The sequence below is a fragment of the Streptomyces halobius genome, from assembly GCF_023277745.1.
Taxonomy (GTDB): domain Bacteria; phylum Actinomycetota; class Actinomycetes; order Streptomycetales; family Streptomycetaceae; genus Streptomyces; species Streptomyces halobius.
This window is the reverse complement of sequence record NZ_CP086322.1, coordinates 1,831,225-1,852,492: the sequence shown is the minus strand read 5'-3', so window position 1 is coordinate 1,852,492 and position 21,268 is coordinate 1,831,225. Positions and strand designations below refer to the sequence as shown.

Below are 21,268 nucleotides of genomic sequence, written 5' to 3'. Positions count from 1 at the left end.
CGCCAGCGCCGCGCCCCGTACGCTGCGTCAGCGTACGGGCCCGAGATGGCGACTCGCCGCGGGACTGGCGGAACTGGCAGACGGACCCCGGTGATCCGGACTCGCACCTGAATGTCAGTGCTGACCTCTACGGTGGGGGGACCAGATGCTGCCGAGGTGATGGCGGAGGGGCCGAGGGGCGTGCACAGGGTTCCACCGGAGATGTTCCGGTTCACCACACGGGAGGGGGCCGACCTGTACGGGGCGGTGCTGGACGCCTTCGGTGCGGCCAGTGAGCGCCTGGAGACAGCGCTGGGGCTCGACGGCGTACGCGAGGGGCTGCGCGCGGTGGGATGGCTGGCGGCGGTCGAGGACGAGGACCTGCACGAGTCGCTGAAGCAACTGGTGCGCTGGGAGCTGCTGGACGTCGTCCAGAACCACGCGGAGAACTACCACACGGCCGAGGAGTACGAGCGGCGCAACCTCCAGTACTCCCTGACCCGCCGGGGTGAGGCCGCGCTCGCCGGGGTGCGGCACGCGCTGGAGGTCCTCGCCTCGACGGGGGCGCTGCAGACCGCCGTGCTGGAGGCGATCGCCGACCGTCTCGATGAGCTGTGCCTGCTGTCCGACGAGCCCGCCTCGGCCGATCGCCGGATCTTCAGCACGCTGCGGGAGCTGGAGGGGCACCTGGAGGCCCTGGTGGAGAACACCAAGGCGTTCAACGGCGAGCTGCAGCGGCTGCTGCGCGCCGAGGGCGCGGATCTGGAGGTGTTCCGCGAGGTGAAGGCCGCCACCGTCGCGTATCTGCAGGAGTTTCTGGTCAACCTCGACCGGCGCGGGCAGGCCGTCGCCGCTGCCGCGGCCCGGGTGGAGGAGCGGGGGATAGCCGTGCTGCGCGAGCGGGCCTTGCGGGGAGCCGAGTTGCCACCGGTGGCCGGTGAGGATCCCGCGCCCGGGTGGTTGGAGAGCCGGCGGGCGCGCTGGGCGGGTCTGCGGGCGTGGTTCCTTCCGGACGAGGGGGTACGGCCTCGGATCGAGCAGTTGCACGACATCGCCCGGCGGGCCATCGTCTCCCTCTTGCAGGTCCTGGAGCGGATCAACGAATCGCGGCGCCGCTCCTCCAGTGCCGTGCAGGACTTCCGGGAGCTGGCGCGCTGGTTCGCCGCGGCGCCGGGTGAGGACGATCTGCACCGGCTGTGGTCGGCGGCCTTCGGCCTGGGCTCCGCGCGGCATGCCCATCTCAGCCACCCCGACCCGGAGTTGACCCCGTCCTCGCTGCCGTGGTCCCAGGCCCCGCCCGTGGAGGTGTCCGCACTGCTGCGTACCAGCGGGAGGATCGAGCGGTTCACCCGCACGGCCAGGGTGCGTGACGTCGCGGCGGTTAGAGAGGAGCGCGCCGCGCGGGCCCGCCAGGAACGCGCCGAACTCGCACGAGCCTGGCGGGACTTGGCGACCGGCGGACCGGTTCGGCTGTCCTCCTTCGGCGAGCTGGACCCCGCGGTCTTCGAGCGGCTGCTCGACCTGCTGGGCCGGGCCTTGTCCGCCCGCCCGGATGTCACCGGACTCCGGCGCGCGACCACCGGGGACGGCCGGGTGGAGATCGCCCTGTCCCCTCCGCCCGACGACCGCACCGCCGTGCTGCGCACCGCGAAGGGCGTGCTGGCCGGGCCGGACTACACCGTCTGCATCACGGCGGTGGGCGGAGCGGGGGCTTTCCCGGCGCCACGCGCCGCGAGGCAGGAGGTGGCGGGATGAGCACGCTGGCCAACCAGCTGGCCGCCGCCGAACGGGAAGAGGTAGCCCGCGGCATCCGCCTGTTGCTTGCCCGACCACTGCTCACCGAGGCCGGCGACCCGCCCGGCTTCGATCTGGTACGGCGCCGCCGGGAGCCGCTGGCCAAGTGGTTCGACTACACCTGCGGCTGGAGCCTGGTGGTGGAGCCCCGCCGCGGGTATGCGCGGCTGGCCAAGGTTCGTGCCGACGCCGATGCCTCCCGCCCGGCTCGCAGGCCGCGTTCCGGCCGGGCCCCCTTCGACCGTCGGCGCTATGTGCTGCTGTGCGTGACCGCGGCCGAGCTGCTGTCGGTGCCGATGACGACCATCGGCCTGCTCGCCGACCGCGTCGTCCAGGCCACGGCAGCCGATCAGACGCTGCCCGCCTTCGACCCGGTCCACCGGTCGGAGCGGATGGCGTTCGTCGACGTGCTGAAGCTGCTGGAGTCATACGGTGTGCTGCGGGCCGTGGACGGTGCGACGGAGGCGTACGTGGAGTCGGCGGAGGCCAAGGTGCTCTACCGCGTGGACACCACCTTGCTGATGCGGCTGTCCGCGGCGCCTGTCGGGGCCTCCCGGCTGGCCGTGCCGCCGGACGAGGTGCCGCTGCGGTTCGCGGAACTGCTCGCCGGGCTGGTGCGGGAACGGCGTTACGGCGGAAGCCCCGAAGCGGCCGGTGACGGGACGATGGAGGAGGTGCGGAGCGAGCCCGCCGCCTCGGACGCACAGCGCAATCTGCGGCTGCGCCACTCGGTGCTGCGCCGCCTCTTCGACGACCCCGTCCTCTACCGAGCGGACCTCACCGAGGAAGAGCTGACGTACGTCACTTCCCTGACAGGCCGCCAGCTCCTGCGCCGCTCGGTCGATCAGGCCGGCTTCGTCCTGGAGGAACGAGCCGAGGGATTCCTGCTCGTCGATCCGGACGCGCTCGCCACCGACTTCCGCTTCCCCGACGACACGTCCACCGCCCGGGTCGCCGCGCTGCTGCTTCTGGAGCCGGTCTGCGCCATGCCCGCGGGGATGCTGCCCGAACAGCTCGCCGAGGCCGGCGCTGATCTCCTGCGCCGCTTTCCCCGCTGGGCGAAGGCGTACCAGTCCGAGGACGGGGCGGCGCGGCTGGCAGAGGACGCCGTGCGGGTGCTGTGCGACGTCGGGCTGGTCCGCCGGGCCGGGGGCCGCGTCGTCGCACGCCCGGCCGCGTACCGCTACCGCGTCGCGGAGACGACGAGCACGGGCGCGGACGAGAGGCACAGGCAGGGGAAGGGCACCCGCCCGCGCGAGACGGCGAGCACGACGGCCGCGTGCGGCGGTCGGGAGGAGGGAGACAAGCAGTGAGCGTGACGGAACTTCCGCTGCGGCGGTCGCAGGAGTCCAGCGAGCCGGTTGGGGAGCTCGGGGACTACGCGGCCCGGATCCGCTGGCAGCCGCACCGCGCGGGCATCCTCAACGTCTGGCGTTACCACGACGAGACCTTCTCCTTCCACCAGGGCCGCCTACTGCTGCGTGGCCAGAACGGCTCGGGCAAGTCAAAGGCCCTGGAGCTGCTGCTGCCCTTCCTCTTCGACGCCAGCCTGCGCCCCAACCGTCTGTCCACGTTCGGTGGTTCGGAGCGCACCATGCACTGGAACCTGCTGGGCGAGGGCGCCTCCGGCAAGACCCGCGTCGGGTACGTGTGGATGGAGTTCCGCCGCGTCGGCGAGGACGGCGCGGAGCGGTGGTTCGGCTGCGGGGCGCGCCTGCAGGCGAGCGTGCACACCAGCGGGGTGCACGCCGACTACTTCACCACCACCTGCGGGATCGCCCACCCTGGTGGTGTGTCCCTCGTCAACGAGGCGGGGCAGCCGTTGACCCGTGCCGCCCTCGCCGAGGCCGTGCGCGGCCGCGGCGAGGCGCACACCTCGGCAGCCGACTATCGCACGGCGGTCCGGCGCGAGCTCTTCGTGGGCATGGGCGAGCAGCGTTATGAGTCGCTCCTGACCGCCCTGCTCCAGCTGCGCCAGCCCAAGCTGTCCGAGCGGCTCGACCCGTCCCTGCTCTCCACCCTGCTGTCCCGCGCCCTGCCCCCGCTGGGCGAGGGCGAGATCGCCGAACTCGCCGAGGGCTTCGAACGGCTGGACAGACAGCGCGAACACCTCAAGCAGCTCGACGAGGAGGTGACGGCGGCCGAGACCGTCGCATTCCGCCAGCGCGGTTACGCACGGCGGGTACTGCGCGCCGGCTCGGCCGCGCTGATCTCGGCGACCACCGAGATGGACAACTTCACCCGGGTCGCCCGCCTCAGTGCCCAGGAGCATGAACAGGCCCTGGGGGAGCGGGAGTCGGCCCAGGAGCGACGACAGGAGCAGGAGCGGCGCGGGCACGCGCTGGAGGAGACCATCGAGGGTCTGCGGGAGAGTGACGCGTACCAGCAAGGTGAGGAACTGGACCGGCTCCGCCGCCGTACCGAGGACGCGGCAGCGGCCGCCCGGCGGCTGCGCGGCACCGCTCAGACAGCGCGAGACCGGGCGGAGGAGGACCAGCGGCGCGCCGACGACGTCGCGCGCCGCGCTCGCACCCTGGACGACCACGCTTACGAAGCCGCTGAGGAGGCCCGTCGGTCCGCTCGGGCCGCGGGCCTGGAGTCCATCCACCACGAGGCGAAGTCGCTCCTCGACATGCTAGGCGCTGCTGCGGGCGGCACGGCGCGGGCGATGCGCACCGGCACCTTCGAGGACGCACCGGCCGGTGGTCCGGCGGGCGAGGACCGGGCCCGGCAGGCCCGGCTGGTGCTGCGCGGCGCGGTCACCGCCCGGCGGCATCAGATCACGCTCGTCGCCGAGGCGATGGACACGCACGAGCGGGCGGTACGGGACCGCGGCGCCGCCGAGGAGACGCTGGAACGGACACGTATCCGACTCGCGGAGGCAGCCGCCCGGCGTGACGAAGCGGCCCTTGCCTGGGACGACGCCCTCGCCGGACAGGCGGAGCGGCTGACCGCCTGGGCCGCGGCATGTACGGAACTCCGGCTCGCCGACCCCGAGGAACTGGCGGCTCGAACAGCCTCCGAGGTCGAGGTGACGGCACTGGTGGAGGCCGCCGCGCGCACGGCGGAGCGGGAGATCACCGAGGGGGAGGCCGCCGCCCGGGCCGCCCGCCGGAGCCTGCTGGACGAGCGGAACGGCCTGATGGAGGAGGTGGAGCGGCTGCGCCAGGAGACCGACCTGCCACCGTTGCCCCCGCCCACCCGCACCGCGGACCGCTCGACCATGGTGGGCGCGCCGCTGTGGCGGCTGGTCGCCTTCCGCGAGGACGTCCCCGCCGCCGTACAGGCAGGGGTGGAGGCCGCGCTGGAGGCGTCGGGTCTGCTGGACGCCTGGGTCAGTCCCCACGAGGGCGTCACACTGCCCGGCCACGACACCCGCGCTGACGCAGCCCTGGCCTTGCCCGCCCCGGGCCCGAGTGTGCTGGAGGTGCTGTGCCCCGAGGACGACATCCCGGTCCCGGCCGAGACCGTGACTCGTCTCCTCGCCGGCGTCGCGTACGGTACGTGCCTGCCCGGCGGACACCCGGCAGCCATCGGCGCGGACGGTGCGTGGCGCCTCGCATCCGCCACGGGCACCTGGAGCAAACCGGAGCCCGCGCACATCGGCGCCCTCGCCCGGCAGCGGGCCCGGCAGCGCCGGATCGGCGAACTGACCGACCGGATCGGCGAGATGAACGCCTCGCTCGCCACGCTCGACGACCAGCTGCGCACCCTGACCGTCCGCCGCGCCCGCCTGGACGCCGACCGGGCGGCCCGTCCCGACCACCGGGAACTCGACGCCCGGCGACGTGACTGGGACCGCGCCGAGGAACGGGTGGCCGCCCGGGACGACGCCGTACGCGATGCCGCGGTGCGCCTGGAGCAACGAGAGAACGACGTGGCGTCCGCTCTGCGCACGCTCAGCCGACAGTCGGCGGAACACGGCTTGCCCACCGACCGCGGACGGCTGCGCGAACTGTCCACCGCCGTCGACGCGTTCCGGGACACCGCCGACACCTGGGTGGATGCCCGCCTGAACGCGACCGCGGCGGCCGACAGTGCCGGGCAGCTGGCCGCTCAGGCGGCCCGCTCACTGCAGACCGCCCGCGAACAGGCCGAGGAAGCGGCAGCTGCCGAGGCCGAGGCCGAGGGGCTGCGGGCGCGCCTGGAGGCGGTGGAGTCCACCGTCGGCGAGGACTACCGGCACGTCGTCGCGCGCGTCGCCGAGGCACGGACCGACTTGGCCCGCTGCCGGGAGGAAGCCAGGCTCGCAGGCGAGCACCTGCTCCGGCTGGAGGGGCGTATCGGAGAGCTGCGGACCACCAGTGAACGGGACGCCGAGCGGCGAGAGCAGGCCATCGGGGCCCGGGACGACGCAGCGCGCCGCTTCCGGCACCTGTGCCTGGTCGGCATGGCCGAAGACGCCGATATCACACTGGAGCTCGGTGCCGAGGACGGCGCCAAGGCCACCCTGGAGGCCGCCCGCTCGACCGCGGCGACGTGGCCGGGCATCCCGCACGCCCCACGCAACCTGGGCGACGCCGCCACCCGCCTGTCCGAAGCGGTCCACCAGGCCCGCCAGCACCTCGGTGCCCGCGCCGACCTGGACCTGGAGGCCGACGAGGATATCCAGCTCTTCACCGCCACCCTCGACGGCGTACGCGTCGGGGCGACGGGCCTTCTCACCACGCTGACGCAGGAGCGCGACCGCAGTCGGGACGACATCACCGCCGCGGAGCGCCGCCTGTTCGACCAGATCCTCACCGGCGACATCCGTCGCCACCTCGCGGCCCGTATCCGTCAGGCCGGCGAACTCGTCGACCGCATGAACGGCCACCTGGAGCGCGTCCGCACCGCCTCGCACATCGCCGTCCAGCTGGTGTGGCAGATCCGTCCGGACCTTCCCGACGGCACCCGCACCGCCCGCGAGCTGCTGCTCAAGGACCCGGGCAGGGTCACCGAGACCGACCGGGAGGCGCTGCACTCCTTCTTCCGGTCCCGTATCGAGGAGGCCAAGGCCACTGACACGGCGGCGAGTTGGGAGGAGCAGCTCGGCGAAGTGCTCGACTACACCGCCTGGCACCAGTTCACCGTCCGGCTCGACCGCGCGAACGGGACGGGCTGGCAGCCGCTGACCAAGAAGCTGCACGGCGCGCTGTCCGGCGGAGAGAAGGCCATCGCCCTGCACCTGCCGCTGTTCGCCGCCGTCTCCGCCCACTACGAGGCCGTCCCCGAGGCGCCCCGGTTGATCCTGCTGGACGAGGTCTTCGTCGGCGTCGACACCGTCAACCGCGGACAGATCTTCGCCCTGCTCACGGCGCTCGACCTGGACCTCATGCTCACCTCCGACCACGAGTGGTGCACCTACGGGGAGTTGCCCGGCATCGCCGTCCACCAGCTCCTCACGGGCGCGGACGACGACGCGGTCACCAGCGCCCGCTTCGTATGGAACGGGACCGATCTGGAGGCGGGCCAGGACGGACCTGAGCCGCGGGAACAGCCCGCCACCACGGCGAGCGAACAGGGCGGGCCCTCGGGCACGAGGGCGGAGCCGTCGGCATGACGCACAGCGGAACGCCCCCGGGCGAACGGGCCCTGCGTCGCCCCGAGCTGCGCCCGCTGTGGCAGGCCGTCCACGACCGCCTCTCCTCCGGGCGACCGGTCACCCGCGTGCGCCTCGGATCCCTCGACGACCCGCAACGCCACGCCCTCGCCGACCTCCTCGGCCTGGACCGCCTGCCGGACGCGCGCCCTTCCGTCCTCCTGACCCGCTTGGAAGAGGCGGTGGCCGAGACCTGCGGCCGCACGGTGCGCGACGTCGTCGCCGAACTGGTCGGACCGCTCGTGGACCGGGCGTCCGAGCGGCGCCGCCAGGAGGACGAACGGGTCGGCCTCTGGGCGTGGTTGGACGGTCACGGCACCGTACGGGCTCAGCCCGCGCTCGCCGACTGGGCGGCCGCCTGCCGGGCCGCCGGCCTGGTCGGCGGCTCTCCGGAGCGCACCCGCGCCCTGCTCACCGACGCACTCGCGGTGCTGGCGGCACTCCCCGCCCAGGGAGAGCCGCTGCCGGCCTTCGCCGCCCGGGTCCTGAAGGGCGACTCCCACGCGCTCGATGACGGCACCCGCCTGTCCTCCCTCGTACTGCGAGCCCTGGCGACCGTCCACGACACCGACCCGCCACAGTCCGCAGCGGACCGGCGGGCCTTGTGGGACCGCGCGGGCATCGCCGACGACGAGCTGTCCGCCACCGTCCTCGCCGCCGGGCTGCGCCCCCTCGGCAACGGGCTGCTCGCCCGGGTGGCATGCGTGTGCGCCGAGGCCGGACAGGCGGCCAGTCTCACCCTCGCCCAGCTGCGCGCCCCAGGCACATTCACCCTCACCACAGGCCCCGCACCCGTCGTCCACATCGTGGAGAACCCCAGCGTCCTGGCCCTCGCCCTACGCCGCTTCGGCCCGGACTGCCCGCCACTCGTCTGTACGTCGGGCTGGCCCAACAGCGCGGCCATCCGCCTCCTTCGCGTGCTCGCGGACCACGGTGCCGCCCTGAGCTATCACGGCGACTTCGACGGCGAAGGCATCCGCATCGCCGCGTACGTCCTGGACAAGACGCCCGCGCGGCCTTGGCGCATGACGGCGGCGGACTACCGTGCCGCAGTCGCCCGCACGCCACACGGCCCTTCGCCCGGCCGTCTCACCGAGGCGCCCTGGGACCCGGAGCTGACCATGGCGATGACCGAGCACGGCACCGCCGTGGTCGAGGAACTGATCGCCGACGTACTCCTGGAGGATCTGGCCGATGCCGCTCGGCTGGGTGGCAAAGGCGGCAACTGAAGGCGGCAACTGATGGGGAGCAGTGATGCTTCCCCCTGACGGTCGAGCGGGCCGTCCTGCTGCCCGGCCACGACGGCGAGTTCGTCGCCGACGTGGCCCTCAAGGGTTACACGGGCCTGCGCTCGGGCACCATCGTCAGCCTGGATACGGAGTTCGCCCGTCCCGGTCCGAGTGGCAGCTGTACGTGGCAGGGGCGGTCAGGACCTGAGGCGCGACGGGTCCCGGCCCCGGCATATATCGTCTGCCGATATCGGAGTCCGTAAAGGGTGCGGCCAGGCCGCCGAGGAGTGTGCCCATGAGCAATCCTTCGACCGTCGGCGGTGCCCCGGACGAGTTGCGGCGGCGGCTCGGGCTGTCCGACGCCGTGGTGATCGGACTCGGGTCGATGATCGGCGCGGGGATCTTCGCCGCCCTGGCCCCGGCGGCGCACGCGGCCGGCTCCGGGCTGCTGCTCGGGCTCGCCCTCGCCGCGGTGGTGGCGTACTGCAACGCGACCTCCTCCGCACGGCTGGCCGCCCGGTATCCGGCTTCCGGCGGCACCTATGTTTATGGCCGCGAGCGGCTGGGCGATTTCTGGGGCTACCTCGCGGGGTGGGGCTTCGTGGTCGGCAAGACCGCCTCCTGCGCGGCCATGGCCCTCACCGTCGGCTTCTATATATGGCCGGGTCAGGCCCACGCCGTGGCGGTGGCTTCTGTGGTGGCGCTGACAGCGGTGAACTACGCCGGCGTGCAGAAATCCGCACTCCTCACCCGTGCCGTAGTCGCCGTGGTCCTGGCCGTGCTCGCCGCAGTGGCCGTCGCGGCCCTCACCTCCGGCGAGGCGGACGCCGTCCGGCTGGACATCGGTGCGGACGCCACCTTCGGCGGCGTGCTCCAGGCGGCGGGCCTGCTGTTCTTCGCCTTCGCCGGGTACGCGCGCATCGCCACCCTCGGCGAGGAGGTCCGCGACCCCGCACGCACCATCCCCCGAGCGATCCCGCTTGCGCTGGGCATCACCCTGGTGGTCTACACCGTCGTAGCCATCGCCGTCCTGACGGTGCTCGGCCCGCAACAGCTGGCCGACGCCACCGCTCCGCTGTCGGACGCCGTCCGGGCCGCGGGCGCCGACTGGCTGGTACCGGTCGTGCGCGTCGGTGCGGCCGTCGCGGCGCTCGGCTCGCTGCTCGCGCTGATTCTCGGCGTCTCCCGCACGACCCTGGCCATGGCCCGCGACCGGCACCTGCCCCACGCCCTGGCCGCCGTCCACCCGAAGTTCAAGGTGCCGCACCGGGCCGAGCTGGTGGTCGGCGCCGTGGTGGTGGTGGTCGCCGCGACGGCGGACGTGCGCGGGGCCATCGGGTTCTCCTCCTTCGGCGTGCTGGTCTACTACGCCCTCGCCAATGCCTCCGCCTGGACCCTCACCCCGGAAGAGGGCCGTCCGGCTCCGGTAGTTCCCGTCGTCGGGCTGGCCGGTTGCCTCGTGCTCGCCTTCGCCCTGCCGGTGTCCTCCGTGATCTCCGGGGCCGCGGTCCTGGCCGTCGGCACCGCCGCCTTCGGCATCCGCCGTGCGGTCGCCGCCCGCCGGGAGCCGTAGGCCGAGCACGACGCGCCGGTCGGAGAAGACGCGAAACCGCCGATGCCCTTCCGCTCCGCGGGACGATTTCGGCATCCGATGTCCCTGGGACGGAAGGGCACCCTCGTATGACGCGGCTCAGCACATGGCAGGCCCGGCTGACCTCGACCAGCGCGCCCGCGGCGGTGGTCCTCGTCCGCCTGTACGTCGGGGTGGTCTTCCTCTCCGAGGGGATCTTGAAGTTCGTCCGCCCGGACACACAGGGCACGGGCCGGTTCGACAAGGCCGGCGTCCCCGCCCCGGGCTTCGTCGGGCCGCTCGACGGGGTCTTCGAGATCGGCTGCGGCCTGCTGATCCTGGCGGGGCTGCTCACCCGGCTCGCCGCCATCCCGATGGTGGTGAACATGCTCGGCGCGCTGCTGATCACCAAGCTGCCCATCCTGTGGGGCGACGCCCCGCTCTTCGACGGCAAATCCGGCTGGTGGGACTTCGCCCATGAGTCCCGCACCGACCTCGCCCAGCTGTGCGGCAGCCTCTTCCTGCTCATCGTCGGCGCTGGGGCCTACTCCCTGGACGCCGGGCTGTACCGCGCTACCGCCCTGGCCGGCGCGGCTGGCGCCGGGCGCCGCTGACTGCCGGCGCGGCTTCCACGGCACGGGCTTCTACGGCGCGGCGTCGCCGAGGACTTCGCGGGCCAGCTCCGCCAGGGCCTTGCGGTCCTGGGCCAGGGCCATCTTCCCGGCCTTCGTGGCGCGGTAGACCCGCCGGGCCCGGCCGTCGACGACACGCTGTTCGGAGGTCAGCAGCCCGTCGGCCTCCAGCCGGTGCAGCGTCGGATACAGCGTGCCGGGACTGATCCGGTAGCCGTGGCGGGCCAGTTCCCCGGTCATCCACGCGCCGTGGATCTCGTCCTTGGCCGCGTGGTGCAGGATGTGCAGTCGCACCGCACCCCGCTGGAACTCCCGCACTCCGTCCACCTCCGGCAGTGACGAAACCGATATCGGCTCCCGACCCTACGCCCACACCGGACCGGCGGCCCGTTGCCGAACATGGCGGCCTTCTGCCGTAGTTGGGTCGGACCGCCGTTGTGACCTTCTCCGGCTCGGCGGTGTTCTCGCTGTTCTCGCCGTCGGAGAGGGCGGCGAGGTAGCGTTCGGCGTCCAGGGCGGCTGCGCATCCGGTGTCGGCGGCGGTGATGGCCTGCGGCAGGTGTGGTCGACGACGTCACCGGCGGCGAAGAGGCCGACGGAGACGCCGGCGATGTTCGTGCGCGTCGAGGGCGCTTCGACCTTGAGGCAGCCCTCGTCGTCCAACTCCGGTCGGCCGTTGAACAGTTCGGTGCGCGGGTCGTGCCGATGGCGATGAACAGGCCGGTGGCGACCAGTTCGCGAATGGCGCCGGTGAGGGCGTCGCGCAGGACGAGGCCCGCGAGCTCGCCGTCCGCTTCCTCGTCGGACGGGCCGAGCCTGCGGTATCCGAAGCCGGTCGCGACGATGACGGCCTGGGCGCGCATGCCGTCCATGAGGTCCGGGCCCTGGATGCCCTCGGCGAAGCCGGGGAAGTTCCCGACCTCGATGGTCAGCCGATGACGATGACGATGGCGTTGCGGATGTCGGCGTCGGCGCTGGTCATCTCGGTGGTCACTTGGCTGCTTCCGGGGCGATCTCGGCGATCAGCGCCTCGATGCGGGTCTTGATCTCGTCGCGGATGGGGCGTACGGCGTCGACGCCCTGACCTGCCGGGTCTTCGAGCTTCCAGTCGAGGTAGCGCTTGCCGGGGAAGACCGGGCAGGCGTCGCCGCACCCCATGGTGATGCAGACATCCGACGCCTTGACCGCGTCGACGGTCAGGATCTTGGGCGTCTGCGCCGCGATGTCGATGCCGACCTCGCGCATCGCCTCGACAACCGCGGGATTGACCGTGTCGGCGGGGGCCGAGCCGGCGGAGCGGACCTCGACGCGGTCGCCCGCGAGGTGGGACAGCCACGCGGCGGCCATCTGGGACCGGCCGGCGTTGTGGACGCAGACGAACAGCACAGAAGGCTTCTCGGACATCAGGGTCTCTCTTGTCTCACGACGGAATCAGGCGACGAAATCGGGTGTCTCATGACGAAATCAGGCGACGAAACCGGGCGACGGCATCAGGTGCGAGTGACATCAGCACCTGGTGGCGTCAGCCGCCACTGATGTGAGAGTATCAGTCCATGATGACGTCAGTCGACACTGACCTGATCCGGGTTCTCGCGGACCCCCTCAGGCTCCAGATCGTGTCCCTGCTCGCCCACGAGACCCTCTGCACCACCCACCTGGTCGAGGAGACCGGCGCGAGACAGACGAACCTCTCCAACCACCTTCGCGTCCTGCGTGAGGCCGGCGTGGTGGAGACCGAGCCGTGCGGCCGCTACACGTACTACAAGCTGCGCCCCGACGTCATCGAGGCCGTGGCGGGCTCCTTCTCGGCCCTCGCCGCTGCCGCCCGTGCCGCCGACGCCGCCAACAAGAAGAGGGCCTGTCCGTGACCAGCACCGAACCGTCCACGACCACGAAGACGACCCCGGAGCCCGAGCCCGGGGTCGTCGCCAAGCTGTCGACGCTGGACCGTTTCCTGGCCGTCTGGATCCTGATCGCCATGGGGCTCGGCCTTGGGCTCGGACGCCTGATCCCCGGCCTGAACGACGCCCTCGCCCAGGTCGAGATCGGCGGGATCTCCCTGCCGATCGCCGTCGGCCTGCTGATCATGATGTATCCGGTGCTGGCCAAGGTCCGCTACGACAAGCTCGACGCCGTCACCGGCGACCGCAGGCTGATGGTCTCCTCGCTGGTCATCAACTGGGTGCTCGGCCCGGCGGTGATGTTCGCGCTGGCGTGGATCTTCCTGCCGGACCTGCCCGAGTACCGCACCGGCCTGATCATCGTCGGCCTGGCCCGCTGTATCGCCATGGTGATCATCTGGAACGACCTGGCCTGCGGTGACCGCGAAGCCGCCGCCGTCCTGGTCGCTCTGAACTCGGCCTTCCAGGTCCTGGCCTTCGGCCTGCTCGGCTGGTTCTACCTGGACCTGCTGCCCGGCTGGCTCGGCCTCGGCGACGGCGAGCAGCTCGACATCTCGATGTGGAAGATCGCCCTCAACGTCGTTATCTTCCTGGGCATTCCGCTACTGGCCGGTTTCCTGACCCGCCGCTTGGGCGAGAAGAAGCTGGGCCGGGAGACGTACGAGTCCCACTTCCTGCCGAAGATCGGCCCGTTCGCCCTCTACGGCCTGCTGTTCACCATCGTCATCCTCTTCGCCCTCCAGGGGAAGACGATCACCTCGCAGCCTCTGGACGTCGCCCGGATCGCGCTGCCGCTGCTGGCCTACTTCGCCATCATGTGGTTCGGCACCTTCGCCCTCGGAAAGGTCATCGGTCTCGCGTACGACAGGACCGCGACCCTGGCCTTCACGGCCGCCGGTAACAACTTCGAGCTCGCCATCGCCGTCGCCATCGCCACCTTCGGTGTGACCAGCGGCCAGGCCCTCTCCGGAGTCGTCGGGCCGCTGATCGAGGTCCCCGTCCTGGTCGCGCTGGTGTATGTGTCCCTGGCCTGGCGCAAGAAGTTCACGGCCGCGCAGCTCGGTTCAGCACCGGAGCCAGTGGACAAGTAGCGGACCTGCACTCCGGGGCACGCCTGTTGGTACTGCTTCATCCAGTACTTCAACGCGTTCTGCTGGGCGGTGGAACGGACGCGGCGAGCTTGGCCTGCGCATGCGGAGAGTACGGCACCTTCTGTCGCTGCCGCGCTCGTGCCCAACAGGATTCTGCGGCTCGCCCGTTGACGCTGCATCTGGTGTTCCTTTCCGGAGGCAGGAACACAGACGGTTGCCGATATATGGGCGGCTATGGTGACGAGCCTCCGAACATCCGCCGTCCCTCTACCTGCCCTTGGGCGGCGGCTCCGGTGTACCCAGCGGGGCCTGACCGGTCTCGTCCAATACCTTGACCGCCGGGCGCCGCGCTGACGCGGCCGTCGCTCAGGCGGGATGCTGCCCCAGCGTCTGCCCCATAGCGGTCACCACTGAGGGCGCGGCCGGAAGCGACCGGTGGTGCGGGCCGGGTTTGGCGCGGAGCGGCTCGGCGGGTGAGATCAACGTTCAGTGGGCGTCTTGCGCGAGTTCATGTGCCCCTGGTGGGATGCGGGGCGCGTGACGCGCACGCGTCACCCCCCACATGGAGGCGCGCATATGAATCTGGTCGTCAACGGAGACGCCGAGAGCGGACCGGGAGGGACACCCGAGCCGGTGGGGTCCGTCACCGGGTGGCGGATCACCCAGGGAGCGCCGGCCCTCATCGGCTATGCGTTCGGCGGCGGTTACCCCACCACCGGTGACCCCGGCCCGGCCCAGCGCGGCAGCCGTTTCTTCTCCGGCGGCAATTCGCCCCGTACCGCCCTGATCCAGGACATCGTCCTGTCCGCCGACGGAACCAGCGGCCGCACCGCCGTCGATGCCGGGAAGGTGCGCTTCACCCTCGCCGCCTGGCTCGGCGGTTACGCCACTCAGGAGGACGGGGCCCGGCTGTCCGTCGAGTTCCGCGACGCCAAGGGCACGCCGCTCGCACTCGCCGTGCTCGGCCCGGTCGCCGCCACCGAGCGGGGCAGCCGTACCGCGCTGGTCGAGCGCAAGGCCACGGCCGCCGTGCCGCCCGGGGCCCGAAGCGCCCGCCTGCTGCTCGTCTTCACCCGCACCGGAAGCGGCACCTCCAACGACGGCTACGCCGACGCGATCTCCCTGACGCTCACCCCCACCACCGCTGCCGGAGGCCGGTCGTCGTGAAGCTGAACCGCCGTGACATGCTCAAGGCCGCGGCCGCCGCGGGTGCCCTCAACCTCGCCTGGCCGCTCAGCGCCGGGCTCTCGCCGGCACAGGCGCGGGAAGCCGCCGAGGCGCTGGGCGCCACATACGACCCCGCGCCCTTCACCCTCGGCGTCGCCAGCGGCGATCCCCAGCCGAGCAGCGTCGTGCTGTGGACCCGGCTCGCGCCCGAGCCGTTCGCCGCCGAGCAGCCGCTGCCCGAGATCGTCGAGGTCGAGTGGACCGTCGCCGAGGACAGCGCGCTCACACGGGTCGTGGCGCGGGGCACAGTTGCGGCCTCGGCCACGCTCGGCCACAGCGTGCACATACCGGTCGGTGGACTGCGCGCCGGCCGCCACTACTGGTACGCGTTCAAGGCCCTCGGCAAGACCAGCCGGACCGGCCGTACGAAGACCGCCCCGGTCGGCAGCGTATCCAAGGTCCGCTTCGCCTCCGCCAACTGCCAGCACTTCCCGTCCGGTTACTACGCGGCCCACCGGGGCATCGCCCGCGAGAACCTCGATTTCGTCGTCCACCTCGGCGATTACACCTACGAGGGCGGGCCCTCCGGCGGCGATGCCGTCCGCGACCACAACGGTCCCGACCCGTTCACGCTCGCCGACTACCGCAAACGGCACGCCCTCTACAAGGGCGACCCCTCGCTGCGCGAAGCCCACGCCGTCCACCCCTGGTTCCTGACCTGGGACGACCACGAGGTCTCGAACGACTACAGCGGTACGGGCGGCGGCGCCCCCTTCCTGCAGCGGCGCGCGGCCGCGTACCAGGCCTGGTACGAGCACATGCCCCACCGCGACGGCGGCGGCGACGCCGCGCTGCCCGACCCGGTGATCCACCGCAGCCGCCGCTGGGGCGACCTGCTGGAGCTGACCGTCCTCGATCTGCGCTCCTACCGCTCCGCACAGAACCTGTCCGACGGGACCATCCTCGGCGCCGAGCAGAAGTCGTGGCTCAAACAGGGCATCGACCGGGCCCCGGACGCCTGGCACTGCTGGGCCAACTCGATCATGCTCAGCCAGCTGCGCGGCAAGCCGGGCGGCGGCTATATGTTCACCGACCAGTGGGACGGCTTCCTCGCCGAGCGCAAGGAGGTGCTGAGCCATGTCCACAGCAGCGGCCTGGAGGACCTGGTCGTCATCACCGGCGACTGGCACTCGGCGTTCGTGGACGACATCCGGCCGGACTTCGACGACACCTCCACACCGGTGATCGGCACCGAATTCACCGCCCACTCGGTCACCTCCAGCGCGTACGACCCCGACTGGAACAAGGCCAACGGCCCCCTGATGGGCAAGGCCAACCCGCATCTGAAGTACTTCGAGGGCAACCGCTACGGCTACGACGTGTACGAGGTCACGCCGGAGCGCTGGAGCACATACATGAGAGTGATCGCGGACCGCCGTGATCCGGACTCGCCGGTGTCCACGCTCACGACGTTCCACGTCGACCGGGGGAAGTCCGGCTCTTACGAGGACTCGGCGACGAAGGGCTCCCCGGCGCAGTACCGGCGGGACTGAGGTCGACGCCGCCCCGGGTGCTTCTTCCGCCCACCCGCCCCTGAGGAGGGAGCGGGTGGGCGATGCCATGCCAACTGCGCGGAGAACTGGCGCAGTTCGTCACGGCATGCATCCCCTTTTGCGCGGACGGTCACGAATTCACAGTTTTTCGCAACTCTGTTGAAAAAACAGCCGGGAAAGAACCTTGTCTCGAAGATGACGGCTAAGACAAGGTTTGGCCCGCGGCGATCGGACCCCCAATCCGCGCCGCCAGACAGGCGCCTGTTTCTGTGAAATGCGTTGAAGCCCTTGGACTTTCAGTGTGTTTCCCTATCCCCCACTTGTGGCGCTTGTTCTGCGACTGGAAGGAACCACGTGAAAGATTCTCGCAAGTATTTCCTTGCCGTCACTGCCGGCGCCCTGCTTTCGGTTTCCGTTGCCACCGGCGCACAGGCGGGAACCCCGCCCCCCGAGTCCCCGCGCTACGAGCCGCAGATGGTCAAGGCCCTGGCCAAGTCGCTTGACGTGAGCGAGAAGGCGGCTGTCGAGCGACTGGACCGGCAGGCGCAGCAGCAGAGCGCGCTCGCCGGGCTGAACAAGGACGGAACCAAGACGGAGGGCGCCTTCTTCAACAGCAAGGGAGCGTTGACGGTTAACGCGCCCGACGCCAAGACCGCCGCCACGATCGAGGACGCGGGTCTGAACGCGCGGGTGCCCGAGCGCGGCCAGTCCGCCCTGGACCGCATCAAGACCGAGCTCGACGCCATGGCCGCCAAGCAGGTACCCACCGGCATCTCCTCCTGGTCGGTCGACCTTGCCTCCGACACCGTCACGGTCGAGGTCAACAGCGACAGGAGTGCGGCGGCCCGTGCCTTCCTCAAGGCGGCGGAGGCCCACGGTGACGCGGTTCGCGTCGTGCGCGGCCAGGAGATCCTGTCCACGCAGGCCGCGATAGACCCGGGCAGCCAGATGACGATCGGTGGCGGCCCCGGCGTCTGCTCGGTCGGTTACGGGGCGAAGGACTCCAGTGGCACGCAGTACCTGGTGACCGCGGGCCACTGCATCCAGGGCCTGCCCGACCTGCAGTACAACGGCGAGCGCTTCGCCAAGGGCGAGAACACCCGCTTCGCGCTGGGCAATGACAGCGTGGACATGGGCATAGCCAAGCTGGACTCCGACGACTCCATAACGACCAAGGTCAGCACATGGGGCAGCGCCGGTGAGATCTCGGTCAACGGCAGCGAGCGGGCCGCCCCGGGTGCTGACCTGTGCAAGTCGGGCCGGACCACCCAGTGGACCTGCGGCAAGGTCGAGTCGTACAACGTATCCGTCACCTACGGCGACAAGAACGGTCCCGATACCGTCGTCACCGGTCTCGGCAGCTCGTCGGTCTGCACCGAGGGTGGTGACAGCGGCGGCGCCTATATCTCCGGCAACCAGGCCCAGGGCATGACCTCGGGTGGTCCCGAGAAGCAGCAGTGCACTGGCGGGGTGAATTCGTCCGGTTCCTCATATTTCCAGCCGCTTGACGACGCTCTGTCCCACTACGGGCTGACGCTCAACACCAACTGATTCACCCTGATTCACCTGATTCACCTCCGCCCCACAGGACACAAGGGCCGCTCACCGGATACGGTGAGCGGCCCCCGTGTCGTTTGGCAAGGGTCCCGCGACATCGCATCGTCATCACGACGCGGCGATGCGCGGCACCGTGCGAACCATCGGAGACGTCATGGCCGAGACTCCCCACGCCCGCCGCGACCGAGCCCACACCATCCCCACCGCCGAATCCCCGTTCGCGGACGCCTTCCGCGAGGCTCTGCGGCAGCGCGGCCTCGGCCTGGAGCGGGTGCGAGAACGGCTGGACGCCCAGGGCATCAGCATCAGCCTGGCCACCCTCAGCTACTGGCAGCGTGGCCGCAGCCAGCCGGAACGCGCCCAGTCGCTCCGTGCCGTGGACGCGCTGGAGACCATCCTCGAACTGCCCGACGGCGCCCTGCGTTCGCTGCTCGGCCCGCACCGCCCCCGCGGCCGGGGCATGGCGGAGCCGCCGGACCTGACCGCCTCACAGAGCGTCTTCGGGGCGAACTCGGTCGAAGAGCAGGCGCTGGGCGAGGCGTTCGCGCAGTTCAACGAGGACGTCAGCGCGGTGGTCGTCAAAGAGACCCTGCGCCTCGACGAGCATCGGTGCATACGTGAATACTCCGTGAACCAGGTGGTGCGCGCCACGCGCGACGGCGCGAGCCGGCTTACCGCGGTGCACTGCATCGACGACGCCGCCGCGGAGTCGATCGACGTGTTCGCCCGCTGCGGCAGGCTCGGCACCGTGCGCTTCCACCCGGAGCTGCGCACCGTCGTGGTGGAGATCCTGTTCGGCCGGGAGCTCGCCAGGAATGAGACCGCGTTGATCGACTACGGCATCCTGCTCGGCCGAAGCCAGCAGATATCCATGCACCATGAGCGCAGAATGCGAGTGAACCTGCGTGAATACCTGCTCCATGTCTATTTCCACCCGGCGGCTCTCCCGCTGACCTGCCACCGCTATTACCGCGAACACATCGGCGCGGGAAAGCGCTGCACCAGCCGAATAGCGCTGGACGCCTTGCACACGGCGCACATGCTGCCGGTCAGGTGCCCGGCGGGCGTACACGGTATGTCCTGGGAATGGCCCGACCGACCCCACGCCGACTCATAGCGCGGTCGCCGTACGCGTCGGCGGTCGGTTCAGCGCGGCGGCGTGTCGCCTGCCGTGCGGTCGGCGAGCTGTTCGAGGTGGGTTGCCGCGGCGGCCGCGCCGCCGGCTTCGCGGAAGGAGCGTCCCACCCGTTGGGCGGCGGCCCGGTAGCCGGGCTCGTGGAGTACGGCGTCGAGTGCCGTGTTGATATGGGCGGCGCCCGCCCGGTTGAAGCGCACGCGAACTCCCGCGCCGGCCCGGGTGACCTGACCGGCGACGGCGGGCTGATCGTCCCGCAGGGGAGCGACGACCAGGGGGAGCCCGTGCCAGAGCGTCTCGCAGACGGTGTTGTGGCCGGCGTGGCAGACCACGGCGTCGACCCGTTCCAGCAAGGGGAGCTGGGGGACCCGGCGGCGGACGAGAACGCTGTCGGCGCTCTCCGGCAGGGTGCCCGAGGGGTCGACGATGATTGCCTGCAGGTGGTCGGTCCGGGTGCGTACGGCTTCGGCGCACTCGGCGAGGAAGCGCGGCACGACCTCCGTGTTGGCCGTGCCGAGGGTGATCAGCACCTTGGGGCGCCGGGAGTCCAGCCGCTTCCAGGGGAAGTCGTCCCCGGTGGGGCGGGCGGAGAGGGACGGGCCGACGCAGCGCACCTGCTCGCCGAGGGGGGCGTCCCGGCCTACGAGGGCCTCGGTGCTGAACAAGAGCACGAGGTCGTCGGACAGGCGGGGATCCGCGGTGCCGTGCGGCACGCCGATCCGCTGCCGCAGGCCGTGCAGCAGCCCGGCGATCCACTCTTCCACCCTCGGCATGCCCGCCAGCGAGGTGAACCCCGCCGACGTGGTCGCCGAGGTGGCCCAGGGCACCCCCATCCGCTCGGCCACCAGCGCCCCGGCGACCGCCTGCTGGTCGGCGATGAGCACGTCGGGCCCGAACTCCTCGACCGCGGCCCGGACACCGGGGGCCATGTCCTGCGCCAGCGGCCCCAAGAACCGCTCCCACAGGAACTTCAGCGCCGCCGGGCCGCGCAGCGAGTCCGGGCGCAGCAGGTCGGGGCTGTCCAACTGCGGCGAGGCGCAGGGGAACACCGTCGCCCGCCCGCCCACCAGCGGCTCCACGACGTCCGGCCGTCCCGCCCAGGCCACCTCGTGCCCCCGCCGGGCCAGCTCGGCCGCGACGCCGACCGTGGGGTTGATGTGCCCGACCAGGGGCGGTACGACGAAGAGAAATCCGCTCATGAGCCTTCGGCCTTCGCTGAGGGGGCCGGGGTCGCCGATGGCGCGGGGCGCGCCGAGGGCACCGCGGCGTGCTCACGGATCCACGCCGTCACCAGGTCGATCACCTGCTGTGTGGCACCGATGAGGATCCAGTGCTCCTGATCCGGGATCTTCGCGGTACGGCAGTTGGGCAGGAGCGACGTCAACCACGGCTCCTGGGGCGCGAGTTCGGATTCGCTGCCGTAGACGGCGAGGACCGGGCAGCGTACGGACCGGATCTCGGCCTCCGCCAGGACCCTGCTGGTGGGCATCTCCTCGGCCAGGGTGCAGGAGTGCAGCAGCCGGGCGAAGGACTTCACCCGCCGGGAGACGTGTGCGCTGTATTTCTCGGCCAGTTCCGGATACAGGCTCTCCCGGGCCAGCTCCACCACCCCGCGGTGCAGGCTCTCGGCTGTCTTGCGGGCCCAGGCCTCGGTCGCGGGCTCCGACTCCAGCAGCGAGACGCTGGCCACGCGGTCCGGGCGGTGGGCCGCGTAGCTGAACGCGACGGTGCCGCCGTAGGAGTAGCCGACCAGATGCACCGGCCCGGCGACCGCCAGCCGGTCGAGCAGCGCGTCGAGATCCTCGACGAAGTCCTGCAGCAGGTAGCCGCTCGGCGGCCGTTCGCTGTGGCCGTGCCCGCGCATGTCGTACATGATCACGTCAAAGCCCGCGGCCGCGAAGGCCGGTGCCAGCGTGAGGTAGTGGCTGGCGAGGCTGTCGATGACCATGCCGTGGAGGAGCACCACGGTGGGCGGTGCCTCGGCATGGGCGAAGGTGCCGCTGACGGTGCCGTTGCCGTTGCGGGCAGGCATCCGCTTCACATGCAGATTGACGCCGTTGGCGTTGACCACTGCCACTG

16 protein-coding genes and 1 pseudogene are annotated in these 21,268 nt (G+C 71.4%); 12 read left to right on the top strand and 5 right to left on the bottom strand.

Annotated elements, in window-relative coordinates; all coding sequences use genetic code 11:
• Positions 1–180: 180 nt before the first annotated feature.
• From K9S39_RS08735 to K9S39_RS08710, 6 genes are all read left to right on the top strand, one after another.
• On the top strand, positions 181–1,734 hold the full coding sequence (locus K9S39_RS08735) for a TIGR02677 family protein (RefSeq protein ID WP_406707893.1): 1,554 nt from the start codon (positions 181–183) through the stop codon (positions 1,732–1,734).
• On the top strand, positions 1,731–3,086 hold the full coding sequence (locus tag K9S39_RS08730; protein WP_248862753.1) for a TIGR02678 family protein: 1,356 nt from the start codon (positions 1,731–1,733) through the stop codon (positions 3,084–3,086). The genes K9S39_RS08735 and K9S39_RS08730 overlap by 4 nt, the downstream gene beginning before the upstream one ends.
• Entirely contained in the window at positions 3,083–7,315 is a 4,233-nt protein-coding gene (locus K9S39_RS08725; protein WP_248862752.1) for a TIGR02680 family protein, read from the top strand. Before K9S39_RS08730 ends, K9S39_RS08725 begins: the two co-directional genes overlap by 4 nt.
• A complete protein-coding gene (locus K9S39_RS08720) occupies positions 7,312–8,583 on the top strand; it encodes a TIGR02679 family protein (protein WP_248862751.1) in 1,272 nt (423 codons plus the stop codon). The genes K9S39_RS08725 and K9S39_RS08720 overlap by 4 nt, the downstream gene beginning before the upstream one ends.
• A gap of 295 nt (positions 8,584–8,878) precedes the next feature.
• The gene (locus K9S39_RS08715) at positions 8,879–10,156 is read left to right on the top strand and encodes an APC family permease (protein ID WP_248862750.1); all 1,278 of its coding nucleotides are present in this window, start codon (positions 8,879–8,881) and stop codon (positions 10,154–10,156) included.
• A 107-nt stretch (positions 10,157–10,263) separates the two neighbouring features.
• Positions 10,264–10,767, top strand: coding sequence for a DoxX family protein (locus K9S39_RS08710; protein WP_248862749.1), 504 nt, complete (start codon positions 10,264–10,266; stop codon positions 10,765–10,767).
• Between the two features lie 30 nt (positions 10,768–10,797).
• Here K9S39_RS08710 and K9S39_RS08705 read toward each other — a convergent pair whose 3' ends face one another.
• From K9S39_RS08705 to K9S39_RS08695, 3 genes and pseudogenes are all read right to left on the bottom strand, one after another.
• A complete protein-coding gene (locus K9S39_RS08705) occupies positions 10,798–11,103 on the bottom strand; it encodes a PadR family transcriptional regulator (RefSeq protein WP_248862748.1) in 306 nt (101 codons plus the stop codon).
• A gap of 124 nt (positions 11,104–11,227) precedes the next feature.
• Positions 11,228–11,714: pseudogene (locus K9S39_RS08700) on the bottom strand (NAD(P)/FAD-dependent oxidoreductase); the annotation flags it as partial.
• Positions 11,715–11,775: 61 nt separating this feature from the next.
• Positions 11,776–12,189, bottom strand: a complete 414-nt coding sequence (locus K9S39_RS08695) for an arsenate reductase ArsC (RefSeq protein WP_248862747.1) — start codon at positions 12,187–12,189, stop codon at positions 11,776–11,778.
• Positions 12,190–12,338: 149 nt separating this feature from the next.
• Here K9S39_RS08695 and K9S39_RS08690 point away from each other — a divergent pair, with 149 nt between their 5' ends.
• From K9S39_RS08690 to K9S39_RS08665, 6 genes are all read left to right on the top strand, one after another.
• Positions 12,339–12,653, top strand: a complete 315-nt coding sequence (locus K9S39_RS08690) for an ArsR/SmtB family transcription factor (protein WP_248862746.1) — start codon at positions 12,339–12,341, stop codon at positions 12,651–12,653.
• Positions 12,650–13,777: an ACR3 family arsenite efflux transporter gene (gene arsB, locus K9S39_RS08685; RefSeq protein WP_248862745.1), complete on the top strand. Its 1,128-nt coding sequence runs from the start codon at positions 12,650–12,652 to the stop codon at positions 13,775–13,777. Before K9S39_RS08690 ends, arsB begins: the two co-directional genes overlap by 4 nt.
• Positions 13,778–14,353: 576 nt before the next feature.
• Positions 14,354–14,944, top strand: a complete 591-nt coding sequence (locus K9S39_RS08680) for a phosphoesterase (protein WP_248862744.1) — start codon at positions 14,354–14,356, stop codon at positions 14,942–14,944.
• The gene (locus K9S39_RS08675; RefSeq protein WP_248862743.1) at positions 14,941–16,497 is read left to right on the top strand and encodes an alkaline phosphatase D family protein; all 1,557 of its coding nucleotides are present in this window, start codon (positions 14,941–14,943) and stop codon (positions 16,495–16,497) included. Before K9S39_RS08680 ends, K9S39_RS08675 begins: the two co-directional genes overlap by 4 nt.
• A gap of 354 nt (positions 16,498–16,851) precedes the next feature.
• Positions 16,852–18,048, top strand: coding sequence for a S1 family peptidase (locus K9S39_RS08670; protein ID WP_248862742.1), 1,197 nt, complete (start codon positions 16,852–16,854; stop codon positions 18,046–18,048).
• Between the two features lie 160 nt (positions 18,049–18,208).
• On the top strand, positions 18,209–19,171 hold the full coding sequence (locus K9S39_RS08665; protein WP_248862741.1) for an XRE family transcriptional regulator: 963 nt from the start codon (positions 18,209–18,211) through the stop codon (positions 19,169–19,171).
• Between the two features lie 29 nt (positions 19,172–19,200).
• On the opposite strand, the gene K9S39_RS08660 is transcribed toward K9S39_RS08665, so the two are convergent.
• Positions 19,201–20,388 (bottom strand): glycosyltransferase, encoded by a 1,188-nt coding sequence (locus K9S39_RS08660; RefSeq protein WP_248862740.1) that lies wholly within the window; start codon positions 20,386–20,388, stop codon positions 19,201–19,203.
• Complete coding sequence (locus K9S39_RS08655; protein WP_248862739.1) at positions 20,385–21,266, bottom strand: alpha/beta fold hydrolase; 882 nt, start codon at positions 21,264–21,266, stop codon at positions 20,385–20,387. The genes K9S39_RS08660 and K9S39_RS08655 overlap by 4 nt, the downstream gene beginning before the upstream one ends.
• Positions 21,267–21,268: the final 2 nt, after the last annotated feature.

What these genes read in the sequence shown, in the direction of transcription:
- K9S39_RS08730 (WP_248862753.1), top strand. Translation starts at nt 1,731, where the DNA reads ATGAGCACGCTGGCCAACCAGCTGGCCGCCGCCGAACGGGAAGAGGTA.
- K9S39_RS08720 (WP_248862751.1), top strand. Translation starts at nt 7,312, where the DNA reads ATGACGCACAGCGGAACGCCCCCGGGCGAACGGGCCCTGCGTCGCCCC.
- K9S39_RS08715 (WP_248862750.1), top strand. Translation starts at nt 8,879, where the DNA reads ATGAGCAATCCTTCGACCGTCGGCGGTGCCCCGGACGAGTTGCGGCGG.
- K9S39_RS08710 (WP_248862749.1), top strand. Translation starts at nt 10,264, where the DNA reads ATGACGCGGCTCAGCACATGGCAGGCCCGGCTGACCTCGACCAGCGCG.
- K9S39_RS08695 (WP_248862747.1), bottom strand. Translation starts at nt 12,189, where the DNA reads ATGTCCGAGAAGCCTTCTGTGCTGTTCGTCTGCGTCCACAACGCCGGC.
- K9S39_RS08690 (WP_248862746.1), top strand. Translation starts at nt 12,339, where the DNA reads ATGATGACGTCAGTCGACACTGACCTGATCCGGGTTCTCGCGGACCCC.
- K9S39_RS08680 (WP_248862744.1), top strand. Translation starts at nt 14,354, where the DNA reads ATGAATCTGGTCGTCAACGGAGACGCCGAGAGCGGACCGGGAGGGACA.
- K9S39_RS08665 (WP_248862741.1), top strand. Translation starts at nt 18,209, where the DNA reads ATGGCCGAGACTCCCCACGCCCGCCGCGACCGAGCCCACACCATCCCC.
- K9S39_RS08660 (WP_248862740.1), bottom strand. Translation starts at nt 20,388, where the DNA reads ATGAGCGGATTTCTCTTCGTCGTACCGCCCCTGGTCGGGCACATCAAC.